Raw genomic sequence first — 12,580 nt, forward strand, 5'->3', positions numbered from 1 at the left:
TCTTCGCGAAGTTGTGCAATGTCTCGGCCGGATACGCCACGCGCCGTCAGTTCTGCGCGCCGCCGAGGGCCGAGGGCACATGACGCGGCAGCAGCCCGACCGATGCGGCTTTCGACACCGCGTCCAGCCGGGAGACAGCCCCGAGTTTGCGGAACACGACGTGCAGGTGCCGTTTGACCGTTCCGATGCTGATGTCCAGGCTCCGGGCTATCTGCTTGTTCGACAGCGCCTCGGCGGCGAGGGCGAGCACTTCCTGCTGACGCGGAGAGAGCGTCACCCCCTGGTGGCGGGACGGCTCCGGCGCGGGCGAAAGCTCGCGCACGGCACTGAGCAGGGCGGCCTGGCCGGCGCCCGCCGGCAGGCACCGGTGGGCCCCCGCCGCGAGGAGGTGCCCGCGATTGACCCCGCGCGTCGCCAGGACCAGCAGCGCGGCACGCGGGACGCGGGCACGCAGGGCACGGATGACGCGAACGGCCGCCAGCGGTGGCGGCCACGGTTCGAGAAGGATGACGTGGGGTCGCAGCTCGGCGGCACGGCGCAACATCTCGGCCTCGCCGGCGACCGCTCCCAGCACGTGCATGTCCTGATGCGCGGCGAGAAGCTGGAATACCGCTTCTTGGAGCAATTTGTTCTCGCCGGCGAGAAGCACACGGATGACGGGCATGGCTTCGCCTTCCTCGTGAATGTTCCCGGTGCGTGTCGTGGGAATCGGCCGGGCGGCCGGCTCGGGTGACCGGGGGGCGCGGGTCGGCCGGAGGCGCCCGTTCCTCATGGGCGGGGAGTGGAGTCACGCAACAAGCCGGATAAGGCGGACCGCCGTGGTGTGCGCATTGCTTCGCCCCGCGCCGCGCCGTTCGAAGTCCCGGGCGGCGCGCCATCCGCTTGCGCCCTGCCGCAGGAAGCGGTGTCAGATTCCGGCACCGCCGACCGGTCGGCGGGCGGCTTCCCGGAATCTCTTCGCACCGGACGTGGCCCGGCCGCGAGAAGTCGTCCTTCGCGTCATGGCATCTCTCCCCCGTGCCCCCGTAGCAGTTCCCCCTGCGTCCGCTGTGCCGACGGCCCCCGAGGGCTTCCCGGTGCCTTCCGGACCGACGGCGCGGTCACCCGTGCACGACACCGGATATCGAACACAGGTACACGCCCAGTCATGGTGGGGCAAAGACATGAGTGCTGCAACGCCGTTGAACAAGCCAACTTCACCAGCAGGTCATGGCAGCCCAGTGCGGATTACTGCCGATAAAAGCGCCGATATCGCCTTCAGGGGCTTTTTCTTGCACAGGAACGGTCACCGCGCGGCCCTTCCGCGGCCCGTCCGGCGCGCCCCGGCCCGCCCGGTGACCGCGTCTGAGGAGTCGGTTCTCCGCATGCCGCACGCGGTGGCCGGAGCGGGCGCCGCCGCTCCGGCCACCGCGGCAGCGGCGGGTGGACGGGCGGCGCGCCGGTGTCCGCAGCACGTTGCCTTTCCGTACGCGACCGCATGCCGGGCAGGTCAGTGGCGTGGATGCCCGCAAACGGGCGCACGAGCGGCGCGAATCGTATACGTGGCCGGTTGGTGCCCGTCCCCGTGCGGTCCCGGATGCCCGTCAACACCGGGACCGCGCGGGGACGGACCACCGACCGCCACCGGATTCGCGCGCTAGCGACGCCCGCGCAGCCGACCGAGCAGGCGCCTGGCCTGCGCACGCTTCCTCGGGTCCGATGCCGCCCGGCGCGCAGAGGCGATCGCCCTGCGCCCCTGGGGCGTGCGGCTGAACTGCCTGATCCGCTGTATCAGTCGGGGCATCGTGCCCTCCGGTCCTTCCGTCGTGAAGCAGCCGTACTTCCCGGACGCTTACCCGTTGATGAGCCGACGATGCCTGCCCGATGGGCGCACGGTCAGCAGCGGGCACCCATCGCCCGGGCCACCACCGCGGGCGAGGACGCCCGAACCGCACACGGGCCGGGCCCTCCCGGCGTCAGATGTGGGCGAGGGCGTCGATCTCGACGAGCATCGCCTCGTTCGGCAGCTCGACGAACACCGTCGTCCGGGAGGGCAGCACCCCGCTCGGGCAGTGCTCCCCGACGAAGGCGCCGTACGCCTCGTTCATCGCGGCGAAGTCCTCGCGCCTGGTCAGGTAGACGCGGAACATCAGCACGTCCTCGATGCTTGCGCCGCCCGCGTCGAGGACGGCCTTCACGTTCTCCAGCGTCCTGCGGGTCTGCGCGCCCACGTCCCCCGGGTGCAGGTACGCGCCGGTGGCCGGGTCCTGCGGGCCCTGGCCCGAGACCTGCACCAAAGGCCCCTTCCGCAGGCCCTGGGAGAAGTTCCAGGCAGGTGCGGGAGCTGCGTCGGTGTGGATCTGCACCTTGTCGGCCATCGTTGTGCCTCTCTGGTTCCCCGGCAGGTACTGCCGTCCGGTCACGCGTGCGGGGCCGGGAACGACGGGCCGCCGCACCCCCGTTGACCTGCGCAAGTCGGCGATGCTACAACCGCTGCGTTGCGCGGCGCAATCGCCGCCGCGCGGGCGCGGCGCGGGAAGGCGGAGGCATGGGCGGCGGGGCACCAGAACCGGCGCGGCGCTGATGGCCGACCTCGTCATCCGCGGCGCCACGGTCGTCGACGGCACGGGAGCCCCCGGTCGGGTCGCCGATGTGAGCGTCACCGACGGTCTGATCGAGTCCGTCGGCGGCCCGCTCCCCACCGGCCGCCGGGTCGTCGACGCGGCCGGGCTCGTGCTCTGCCCCGGATTCATCGACATGCACGCCCACTCCGACCTCGCCCTGCTGACGGACCCGGCGCACGAGGCGAAGGTGAGCCAGGGCGTGACGTGCGAGGTCCTGGGGCAGGACGGTCTCTCCTACGCCCCGGCCGACGACGTCACGCTGCCGCAGATCCGCCGGGCCGTCGCCGGATGGAACGGCGACCCGCCCGGCTTCGACTGGAACTGGCGGAGCGTCGCCGACTACCTGGAGCGGCTCGGCCGCGGCACGGCCGTCAACGCCTGCTACCTGGTGCCCCAGGGATCGGTGAGGATGCTGGCGATGGGCTGGGCGGACCGCGCGCCGACCGGGGCGGAGCTGGACCGGCAGCGCGAACTGGTGGCCGCCGCCCTGCGCGAAGGGGCGGTCGGCATGTCCAGCGGGCTGACCTACGCCCCCGGCATGTATGCCGGTAAGGACGAGCTGGTCGAACTGTGCCGCGTCGTCGCCGCGTTCGGCGGCCTGTACGTGCCGCACCACCGCTCGTACGGCGCGAGGGCGCTGCCGGCGTACGCGGAGATGATCGATGTCGCCCGCAGGTCCGGCTGCCGCCTGCATCTCGCACACGCCACCATGAACTTCCGCGTCAACGAAGGGCGTGCGCCGGAGCTGCTCGCGCTGCTCGACGCCGCGATCGACGCCGGCGCCGACCTGTCTCTGGACACCTACCCCTACCTGCCCGGCTCGACCACGCTCGCCGCGCTGCTGCCGAGCTGGGCGGCCGAGGGCGGACCGGCCGCCACCCTGGACCGGCTGCGCGACCGGGCCGCACGGGAACGCATCCGGCACGGTCTCGAGGTGGTGGGCTCCGACGGCTGCCACGGCGTCCCCGTCGAGTGGGAAACGATCCGGATCTCCGGCTCCCGCGACCCGGCCGCGGTGGGCAGAACCGTGGCCGAGATGGCCGCCGCGTCGGGACGTCCGCCGTTCGAGGTCTGCCGCACCCTGCTGATCGCGGACGAGCTGTCCACGACGGTCCTCCAGCTCGTCGGGAACGAGGAGAACGTCCGCGCGATCATGCGGCATCCCGCGCACACCGGCGGCAGCGACGGGCTGCTCGGCGTGGCCCGGCCGCACCCGCGGGCCTGGGGAACCTTCCCGCGCTACCTCGGCCATTACGTCCGGGAGCAGGGCGTGCTCGGGCTGGAGGAGTGCGTCGCCCACCTGACGGGGCGCGCCGCGCGGCGGCTGCGGCTCAGGGGCCGCGGGTTCGTGGCGCCCGGATACCACGCCGACCTGGTGCTGTTCGATCCCGGGACGGTGCGCGACACGGCGACGTTCGAGGAGCCGCGGCGCCTCCCCGAGGGCATCCCGCACGTCCTCGTCAGCGGGGTGTCCGTCGTGCAGAACGGCCGGCACACCGGCGCGCTCCCCGGCCGCGCGCTGCGCCGCGCACCGGATGGCACCACCCGTTGAGCAACGCCCCGCGCCGCACCCGGAATGCGCCGGTACTACGCCGCCGCGCCCGTGGCCTCCTCGCAGGCCGCCGCACCCGCGGAATCGTCCGGCACGGCCGAGATGAGGGTGTCCAGCGCGTTACGTGCCGCCAAAAGATCGGACATCGCGTCGTCGATGCGCTCCCGTTCCCGTTGCAGGTCGGGGCCCATGCCGGCGCAGACGGGAACGAGCCGCCCGTCGTCGTCGGCCATGCACGGAAGCAGCTGGGCGATCGTCGCGGTGTTGAGCCCGGCGGCGAGCAGGGTCCTGATGCCGCGCACGGTCCTGACGTCCTCCTCGGCATACGTGCGGTATCCGCTCGGCAGCCGCTTCGGGCTCAGCAAGCCCTGCTCCTCGTAGTACCGCAGCAAGCGCTCGCTGACCCCCGTTCTGGCGGACAGCTCTCCGATGCGCATGGGATCGATCACCACTCACCGAGTTGACTCTCACACTGATGTGACAGTCTAACTTCGCCGGCATGACAACTCGGATCATGAACGAACGACCGGCGCCCCCGTCTCCGTCTCCGTCTCCGTCTCCGTCTCCGTCATCGGGCTCGGGCCGATGGGCCACGCACTTGCCGAGGCGCTCCTGGCACGCGGGCACGTCACCACCGTCTGGAACCGCAGCCGCGAGAAGGCCGACGGTCTCGTCTCCCGGGGCGCCCGCCTCGCCGAATCGGCCGCCGCGGCCGTGGCCGCAAGTACCGTGAGCCTCGTCTGCCTGAAGGACTACGCCACGATGTACCGGGTCCTGGACTCCCTCTCCGGCGCTCCGGACGGCCGGGCTCTGGTACACCTCAGCTCGGGAACGCCTGGCGAGGCCCGCGCCGCGGCCGACTGGGCGGCGGAGCGGGGGTACGGCTATGTCGACGGCGCCGTGATGGTGCCGCCGGCGGCGGTCGGGCAGCCCGACGCGGTGCTCCTCTACAGCGGCCCGGCGGACGTCTTCGACCGGCACCGGGAGACGCTGACGGTTCTCGGGACACCCCGGTACCTCGGCACCGACCCGGGATTGGCGGTACTGCACAACGCGGCGCTGCTCGACCTGATGTATGCGTCCCTGAACGGTTTCCTGCACGCGGCCGCCCTGGTGGGAACGGTGGACGGCCTGCTCAGTGACCGACGGTGAAGTGCTGGTGCTCGCGGGGGTTTTCGAGTTCGTCGAGGACGGCCACGGCGAGGTCTTCGGCTGAGATCCGGGATGTGCCGTCGGCGCTGGTGATGAGTGTGGTGGTGCCGCGTCGGTACGTTCCGGTGCGGTGGCCGGGTTCCAGTACGGCGGGCGGGCTGAGGTAGACCCAGTTGGCCGGGTGTGCTCGGCACGCGTCCAGCTGAGCGGCGCTGGCGGCCGCGAGGGTGCGCCATTCCCGTGGCACGTACTCCGGGCTGTCGACGACGAGCCGGTCGGGGCGTCCCGGAACCCGCAGAGGGGCGGCGCCGCCGACAACGAGGATACGCACCCGGGCTGTTGCGGCCGCGTCGAGCAGCGCGGTCGTGGTCGTGACGGCGGTGTCCTCGTGCCCGGGGGCGGGACGGGTCGCGGCCACGGCCGCGTCGGCGTCCTCGAGCAGCTCGCTCATGTGGCGGGGATCGTTCGCATCGCCCTCGACGGCCGTCACGCCGGGCGGCAGGAGCGCCGGCCTTCCCCTCCGGAATACGGCGATGACGCCGTGTTCCCGGCTTGCGGCCTCGCGAACGACGCGCGAGCCGACCATTCCTGCGGCTCCGATCACGGTGATCCTCATCGAGGTGTCCTTTCCGGCGTGGGGTGGGAAACAGAAGGGGGCGAGCGGATGGGTTCGGGAAGCTGCCCCGCGACGATCGCGGCGAGTGACAGCGCGAACCCCAGGAGCTGGATCAAGCCGAGGGTCTGACCGAGCAGGGTGGCGCCGAGTACCGCGGCGACCAGCGGCGATATCAGGCCGAGAACCGCGACCGAGGTGACCGGCAGTGTGGTGATGCCGCGGAACCACAGGATGAACGTGACCAGGCCGCCGACCAGACCGAGCCAGAGGTAGCCGAGGGCCGCGGTCGGGCCGATTGCGGGCGGGGGGCCTTCCCCGAGAAAGGTGAGGGGCAGCAGGAACAGACCGCCTGCGGTGAGCTGCCAGCCGGCGAATGCGGTGGGACCGACGTCGGCGGGCCGTCCCCAGCGCTTGGTGAGCGTCACCCCGAACGCCATGGCGGCCGCGCCGGCCAGGCCGGCCACGAGGCCGACGCCGTCGAACGCCGCATTCGGGCCGATCACCACCAGGCCGACACCTGTCGCACCGACCAGCCCCCAGATCAAGCGCCGTGCGGAGAGGCGTTCGTGGAGAACGGTCACGGCCAGGAGGGCGACGACGAGCGGCTGCGTAGCCGCCAGGGTCGCGGCAACGCCTCCCGGCAGGCGTTCGGCCGCGACGAACAGCAGGGGGAAGAGCAGGCCGATGTTCAGCACGCCGAGCACCGCGGCCTTGCCCCACCACGCTCCGCGCGGCAGCGTCCGGGTGATCGCCAGCGCGATCAGGCCGGCGGGCAACGCGCGCAGGAGTCCCGCGAACAGTGGGTGCCCCGGCGGGAGAAGCTCGGTGGTGACGACATAGGTCGTGCCCCACACCGCGGGAGCGAGCGCGGTCAGAGCGGTGCGAGACAGATCTCCACGGAGTGCGCCCCGGCCGGCTCCGCCGGAAGCCCTCGGTACGGCTGGACTTGTCATATACGGAGTCTCAACGCGACGCGATCAATGAGTCCAACACATGTTTGTCATCTCATCGATCTCGATACAAGATGAATTGATGGAGCTCCAGCAGCTGCGCTATGTCCTCGCCGTCGCCGAGACCAACAGCTTCACCCGCGCCGCCGAACGGTGTCTCGTGGTCCAGTCCGCCCTCAGTCACCAAATCGCGCGCCTGGAACGGGAACTCGGCGCGAGGCTCTTCGAACGCACCAGCCGCCGCGTGCGGCTGACGCCGGCCGGTGAAGTGTTCCTCCCGGCCGCGCGCCAGTGCCTGGACGCCGCCGAACGCGCCGTGGCCGAGGTCGCCGCGGCCGTGGGAGAGGTGCGCGGGCGGCTCGCCGTGGGCCTGATCCCTACGGTTGCCGCGGTCGACATCCCGGGCGCGCTGCGTGACTTCCGCCGGCAGTACCCGGACGTGCGCATCAGCCTGCGGGTGGGCGCGAGCGAGGACCTCGTCGAGCGGGTCGAGCAGGGAACCATCGACGTGGCATTCCTCGGGCTGCCGACCACGGCGCGACCCCGAGGTGTAGCCGCCCGTGAACTCGCCCGTGACCGGCTCGTCGCCGTGGTCCCGCCGGACCACCCACTCGCCGGTGAAGCAGCGGTCACCCTGGAGAGGCTCTCGTCCGAGGTGTTCGTGGACCTTCCGGCCGGGACAGCCGGACGTGAACAATCCGACCAAGCCTTCTCGGCCGCCGGTCTCGGCCGTGACGTCGCCTTCGAGGTGACCACCGCGGACTTCATCGCCCGACTCGTCGGGCAGGGCCTCGGCGTGGGCATGCTCCCCTCCGCCTACGCGCCCCAGCTCACCGGAGTCATCACCATCGAGGTCGCCGACGCACCGGCCCGCGTCGAGTACGTCATCTGGAGCCGCTTCACCCGCACGCCGGCGGCGACCGCGTTCCTCGACGTTCTCGACATCACGGCGCAGAACCGGCATGACCCGTAGAGCGCCTCGGCCCCCGTGATCCGCGCCCGTGCCGATCGGCCACGGACTCGCATCACTCGCGGGCGGACGCGCGGCGGAGGTGGCGTTCTCGTCGCCGGAGCTTCTTCTCGCGTCTGGCCGACTCGGCGCGCTCGTTCAGCAGGGCGTGGGCGAGCGCGGCGGGTGCACGGACCCGAGGGGCGCGCCGTCGGGCGCTCGGCGTCCGCCAGGGCTTCGGCGGTCTTTGCCCGTCGCCGCCGCCGGTCAGGGATTTCAGCGCCCGATCCGTGACGTCGGTCGGTGTCCTGCTCTCCTGGACGGGCAGGCCATGCCGCTCGATCGAGGGCGGGAAACCGGCCGCGAGCGGGGTGGCGCGACGCCGTCCTTTCAGCCGATGAGCGTCTCCTTCGGCCGCACGACGCAGAACTCGTTCCCCTCGGGGGCGGCCAGCACGGTCCACGACTCCTTGCCGGTCTGGCCGATGTCCACTTTTTCGGCGCCCAGCGCGATGAGGCGGTCGATCTCGGTATCGCGGTCGCCGGCGGTCGTCGTCAGGTCCAGATGCAGGCGGTTCTTGGTCTGCTTGGTCCCGACGGCCGGCATGAAGCACATGCCGGCCGGCGCCGCCTCGTCCGGCCCGATCACCACCTCCCGCTCGCGCTCGGACAGCACGCGCCAGCGCAGCGCCGCGGCCCAGAAGCGGGCGAGGGACGGCAGATCGTGGGCGTCGACGACGATGTGGTGCACGGAGAGAGGCATGGCCGCCAGTATGCGCCGGGGCGGCCCCGGCCCGCGCGCCGTTCCCCCGCACGCATTGCCGCCGACACGAACGGTAGGGGATCCGTGGGCAAACTGTGACGCCCGGCACGTGACGCCGGTCACCTACGAAACGGCTTAGGGGGCGCGGTGCCGCGTCGGCCCTTGCGGCGCGCGGATCGCGGGGCGGGCGGGCGGGCGGGGCTACGGGGCCCGGACGTAGGTCACGGCTTTGTCGGGCCGCTCCGGCCCCGCTAAGAATGGCCGTCGTCCGCATTCGCGGCATTCCCCCTATTTCGAAAAGGTGCGTCTTACATGTCCGCAAGCAGCACCCATGGCCCTCGCCTGACCAGGACCCGCCGGGTCTCGATCGCCGGCGTCGTCGCCGCAGGCGCTGCCGCGGCGGCCGTCTCGCTCGTCCCCGACGAGGCCGCCGCCGCACAGACGACACCGTCCGTCGCCCCCTCCCCCGTCGCCACCGGCACGGTCTCTCCCGTCGCCTTCACCGCCGAGGCCCAGGGCGCGCAGGTCAGCACGGTGCGCGACGGCATCGGCGGGAAGCAGTCCGCGCTCCTCCCCACGCCCGCTCCGGCGCAGCAGCCCGCCGCGGAGGAGGAGAGCACCTCGGAGAACGCCGAGCCGGAGAACGAGCCGGAGAACGAGCCGGACTACCCGAACACGCTCGACGGGTGGATTCGCGAGGCCATGGCGATCATGGACAAGCACGACATACCCGGCTCCTACGAGGGCATCCACCGCAACATCATGCGCGAGTCCAGCGGTGACCCGAACGCGATCAACAACTGGGACATCAACGCCCGCAACGGCGTCCCCTCCAAGGGCCTGCTCCAGGTGATCCAGCCGACGTTCGACGCCTACCACGTCAAGGGCACCGAGTACGACCTGTACGACCCGGTCGCCAACATCGTCGCCGCGTGCAACTACGCCGCCGACCGCTACGGCTCCATGGACAACGTCAACGGCCCCTACTGACCGGGCCGTCCGGAACGCGGCGGGGTGAGCAGGCCCGTGGCCTGCTCACCCCGCCGCATTCGCACGGGCTCCGAGGGACCTGCGCCCCGCGGCGCGCGGCCGCTCCGTTACGGTGACACGCATGCCGTCCTCCCCCGTCACCCCGGATGCCAGTCCGCGCGCCGAAGCACTCCTCGACCTGCTGTACCGGCTCGGCGGCCGGGCGCTGCTGACCGGCCAGCACAATCAGCCGGTGCACGGCTCCGCGTGGACCGAGCGGATCACCGAGCTCACCGGTGTCGTCCCTGCCCTGTGGGGGCAGGAGATCGGTTTCTCCGCCCCGGGCACCCTGGACGGCATCGACCGGCGCGCGGCGAATGTCGCCGAGGCGGTCGGCTGGCACCGGCGCGGTGCCGTCGTCACGTACACGTGGCACGCGGTCTGTCCGGCCGACGACGAGCCGGTGGAGTTCCAGGGCGGCATCATCCGGGACCTGTCCGAGGCGGACTTCGACGCCGTCCTCGACCCGGGCTCCCCTCTCCATTCCCGCTGGTGCGCGCAGGTCGACGATGCCGCCGCCGTGCTCGGCCGGCTCCAGGACGCGGGCGTTCCGGTGCTGTGGCGGCCCTACCACGAGATGAACGGCGGCTGGTTCTGGTGGGGCGGCCGGCCGGAGCGGCTGACGCTGCTGTGGCGGCAGTTGTTCGACCGGCTGGTGCATCACCATGGCCTCAGGAACCTGATCTGGGTGTGGAGCCCGAACGCCGCCTACGACAGCGCGCAGCCGTTCGCCCCCTACTTTCCCGGGCTCGACGTGGTCGACGCGCTGGCCATGGACACCTACGGCGGGCACTACGAGCCGGAGCACTACCGCGGCCTGCTCGACCTCGCGGAAGGGCGGCCGCTCGGGCTCGGCGAGGTGGGCGAGCTGCCGTCGGACGAGGTGCTGGCCGACCAGCCGCTGTGGGCCTGGTTCATGGGCTGGCCCGACGTGGTCACCGACGCCAACGATGCCGCCCGCGTCCGCGCCCTCTACCGGCACCCGCGCGCCCTCGGCCTCGACGGCCTCACGGGGCCGCCGTTCGGCGGCTGAGGCGGCTCCGGCGGGAACCGGGGGTGCGGTCGGTCGGGGCCCAGGGCGGCGTTCTCGGGCGCGCCGCGCCGCGGGCGAGGCCCGTTGGTGGCAACTCCTGCCGGACCGTGGTGAGCAGCCGTCGCCAGGCGGTGACCCGAGGTGGCGGAGGCCGGTCAGGGGGCGGCGACCTCGACGGTGCACAGCGGGTCCGCGTGGAACGGCCGCAGCTGCTCCTCGGTCGCCGAGGCGTCGGTGATCAGGGTCCAGCGCCGGTCGAAGGTCGCCCACCAGTGGGAGTTGGCGCGGCCGAGCTTGCCCGAGTCGGCCAGGACGCAGACCTCGCGGGAGCGGTCGATCATCAGCTGCTTGAGCGCGGTCTGTTCCGGCCGTGCCTCGCAGATGCCGCGGCCGGCGACGACGCCGTCGGCGCCGAGGAACGCCGCGTCCGCGGTGAGGCGGGACACGGCGGACTCCGCGAGCGGGCCGACCATGCCGAGGCTGAGCTGCCTGACCGTGCCGCCGAGCACGATCAGTTCGATGCCGGGCACGCCCGCCAGTATGTTGATGGAGGTCAGCCCGGTGGTGGCGACGGTCAGGCCGCCGCGGGCGGCCAGCCGCCCGGCGAGGGCACCGACCGTGGTACCGGCGTCGAGCAGCACCAGGCGGCACTCGGCGGCGTGCGGCTCGGCGGTGCGGGCGATGGCCGCCTTTTCGGCTCCCGCGAGCTGTTCGCGTTCCCGCAGGGGCTGTTCCTCGGCCGTGCCGGAGGAAAGCGCGCCGCCGTAGGTGCGCACGATCTCCCCCGACTCGGACAGCCGGGCCAGATCGCGCCTGATCGTGGACTCCGAGACGTTGTACCGCTCCGACAGCTCGGCGACCGCGATGGGCCCCACCCGGAGCAGGTCGCGGATCTCGCGGCGCCTGGCCGCCCCGTTCATCATCAGTCGCCGCCTCCGGGGGCCAGCTCGGTGGCCTGGCGGAGCGCCTCGACCATACTCGCCTCGTCGGCCCGGCCGGTGCCGGCGATGTCGAACGCCGTGCCGTGGTCCACGCTGGTGCGGATCACGGGCAGGCCGACGGTGATGTTGACGCCCGCGTCGAGACCGAGCACCTTGACCGGGCCGTGGCCCTGGTCGTGGTACATCGCGACGACGAGGTCGAAGTCCCCGCGCACGGCACGGAAGAACACGGTGTCGGCGGGCAGGGGGCCCTGCGCGTCGATGCCGTCGGCCCGGACCGCCTCGATGCCGGGCACGACCTTCTCCTCCTCCTCGCCGTGGCCGAACAGGCCGTTCTCCCCGGCGTGGGGGTTGATGCCGCAGACGGCGATGCGCGGTGTGCTCACGCCGGCGGCGGTCAGGGTGGCGTGGCCGCGCCTGATGGTGCGCTCGACCAGGCCGGGCTCGATCTTCGCCACCGCGTCGACCAGGCCGATGTGGGTGGTGACGTGGATGACCCGCAGCCGGGGCGCGGACAGCAGCATGGACACCTCGGGGGTGCCGGTCAGCTCGGCCAGCAGCTCGGTGTGGCCGGGGTACTTGTGCCCGGCGGCGTGCAGCGCCTCCTTGTTCAGCGGGGCGGTGCAGATGGCGGCGACCCGGCGTTCCCCGGCGAGCCGGGTGGCGGCGGCCACGTACTGGTAGGCGCCCTCGCCCGCCACGGCGGAGAGACGGCCGAACGGCAGGTCCTCGGGGATGTTGCGCAGATCGATGCAGTCGACGGTGCCGGGCTGCCAGGCGGCCTCCTCGGGCGAGCCGACGGGGTTGACGTCGAGTGGGACGCCGGTCAGCTCGACCGCGCGGCGCAGCCGGGCGGCGTCCCCCACCACGAGGGGGCGGAACGGCAGGCGGGCGGCGTCGCCGGCCAGGGCCTTCACGACGACCTCGGGGCCGACGCCTGCGGCATCTCCCATGGTGATCGCGACAACGGGGTGGGACATGGGGGCCAGCTTT

13 protein-coding genes are annotated in these 12,580 nt (G+C 72.4%); 5 read left to right on the forward strand and 8 right to left on the reverse strand.

The features are described from left to right. Positions 1–46: 46 nt before the first annotated feature. Complete coding sequence (locus STBA_RS00165; protein ID WP_077057282.1) at positions 47–664, reverse strand: response regulator transcription factor; 618 nt, start codon at positions 662–664, stop codon at positions 47–49. 1,291 nt (positions 665–1,955) lie between these two features. Then, positions 1,956–2,357, reverse strand: coding sequence for a RidA family protein (locus STBA_RS00170; protein ID WP_077057283.1), 402 nt, complete (start codon positions 2,355–2,357; stop codon positions 1,956–1,958). Between the two features lie 205 nt (positions 2,358–2,562). Here STBA_RS00170 and STBA_RS00175 point away from each other — a divergent pair, with 205 nt between their 5' ends. Next, positions 2,563–4,155: a D-aminoacylase gene (locus STBA_RS00175; RefSeq protein WP_077057284.1), complete on the forward strand. Its 1,593-nt coding sequence runs from the start codon at positions 2,563–2,565 to the stop codon at positions 4,153–4,155. Between the two features lie 35 nt (positions 4,156–4,190). Here STBA_RS00175 and STBA_RS00180 read toward each other — a convergent pair whose 3' ends face one another. Further along, on the reverse strand, positions 4,191–4,592 hold the full coding sequence (locus STBA_RS00180; RefSeq protein WP_077062997.1) for a MerR family transcriptional regulator: 402 nt from the start codon (positions 4,590–4,592) through the stop codon (positions 4,191–4,193). Between the two features lie 133 nt (positions 4,593–4,725). On the opposite strand from STBA_RS00180, the gene STBA_RS00185 reads away from it, so the two are divergent. Further along, positions 4,726–5,307, forward strand: a complete 582-nt coding sequence (locus STBA_RS00185) for an NAD(P)-binding domain-containing protein (protein WP_290443976.1) — start codon at positions 4,726–4,728, stop codon at positions 5,305–5,307. Here STBA_RS00185 and STBA_RS00190 read toward each other — a convergent pair. Together STBA_RS00190 and STBA_RS00195 are read right to left on the reverse strand one after the other, a co-directional pair. Beyond that, positions 5,291–5,923, reverse strand: coding sequence for an NAD(P)H-binding protein (locus tag STBA_RS00190; RefSeq protein ID WP_077057285.1), 633 nt, complete (start codon positions 5,921–5,923; stop codon positions 5,291–5,293). The two genes, STBA_RS00185 and STBA_RS00190, sit on opposite strands and share 17 nt — an antisense overlap. After that, positions 5,920–6,876, reverse strand: a complete 957-nt coding sequence (locus STBA_RS00195; protein WP_077057286.1) for an EamA family transporter — start codon at positions 6,874–6,876, stop codon at positions 5,920–5,922. Before STBA_RS00195 ends, STBA_RS00190 begins: the two co-directional genes overlap by 4 nt. Before the next feature lie 79 nt (positions 6,877–6,955). Here STBA_RS00195 and STBA_RS00200 point away from each other — a divergent pair, with 79 nt between their 5' ends. Beyond that, positions 6,956–7,846, forward strand: coding sequence for a LysR family transcriptional regulator (locus STBA_RS00200; RefSeq protein WP_077057287.1), 891 nt, complete (start codon positions 6,956–6,958; stop codon positions 7,844–7,846). Positions 7,847–8,212: 366 nt separating this feature from the next. On the opposite strand, the gene STBA_RS00205 is transcribed toward STBA_RS00200, so the two are convergent. Next, on the reverse strand, positions 8,213–8,584 hold the full coding sequence (locus STBA_RS00205; RefSeq protein WP_077057288.1) for a VOC family protein: 372 nt from the start codon (positions 8,582–8,584) through the stop codon (positions 8,213–8,215). A 312-nt stretch (positions 8,585–8,896) separates the two neighbouring features. Between STBA_RS00205 and STBA_RS00210 the strand changes: the two genes are divergently transcribed. Next, positions 8,897–9,574 (forward strand): transglycosylase SLT domain-containing protein, encoded by a 678-nt coding sequence (locus STBA_RS00210; protein ID WP_077057289.1) that lies wholly within the window; start codon positions 8,897–8,899, stop codon positions 9,572–9,574. Between the two features lie 121 nt (positions 9,575–9,695). Beyond that, a complete protein-coding gene (locus tag STBA_RS00215) occupies positions 9,696–10,646 on the forward strand; it encodes a glycosyl hydrolase (protein ID WP_077057290.1) in 951 nt (316 codons plus the stop codon). Between the two features lie 155 nt (positions 10,647–10,801). On the opposite strand, the gene STBA_RS00220 is transcribed toward STBA_RS00215, so the two are convergent. Both STBA_RS00220 and pdxA read right to left on the reverse strand, forming a co-directional pair. Continuing rightward, entirely contained in the window at positions 10,802–11,569 is a 768-nt protein-coding gene (locus STBA_RS00220) for a DeoR/GlpR family DNA-binding transcription regulator (protein WP_079251609.1), read from the reverse strand. Then, the gene (pdxA, locus tag STBA_RS00225) at positions 11,569–12,567 is read right to left on the reverse strand and encodes a 4-hydroxythreonine-4-phosphate dehydrogenase PdxA (RefSeq protein WP_077057291.1); all 999 of its coding nucleotides are present in this window, start codon (positions 12,565–12,567) and stop codon (positions 11,569–11,571) included. The genes STBA_RS00220 and pdxA overlap by 1 nt, the downstream gene beginning before the upstream one ends. Positions 12,568–12,580 lie beyond the last annotated feature (13 nt).

This window comes from Streptomyces sp. MP131-18 (assembly GCF_001984575.1).
Lineage (GTDB): Bacteria > Actinomycetota > Actinomycetes > Streptomycetales > Streptomycetaceae > Streptomyces > Streptomyces johnsoniae.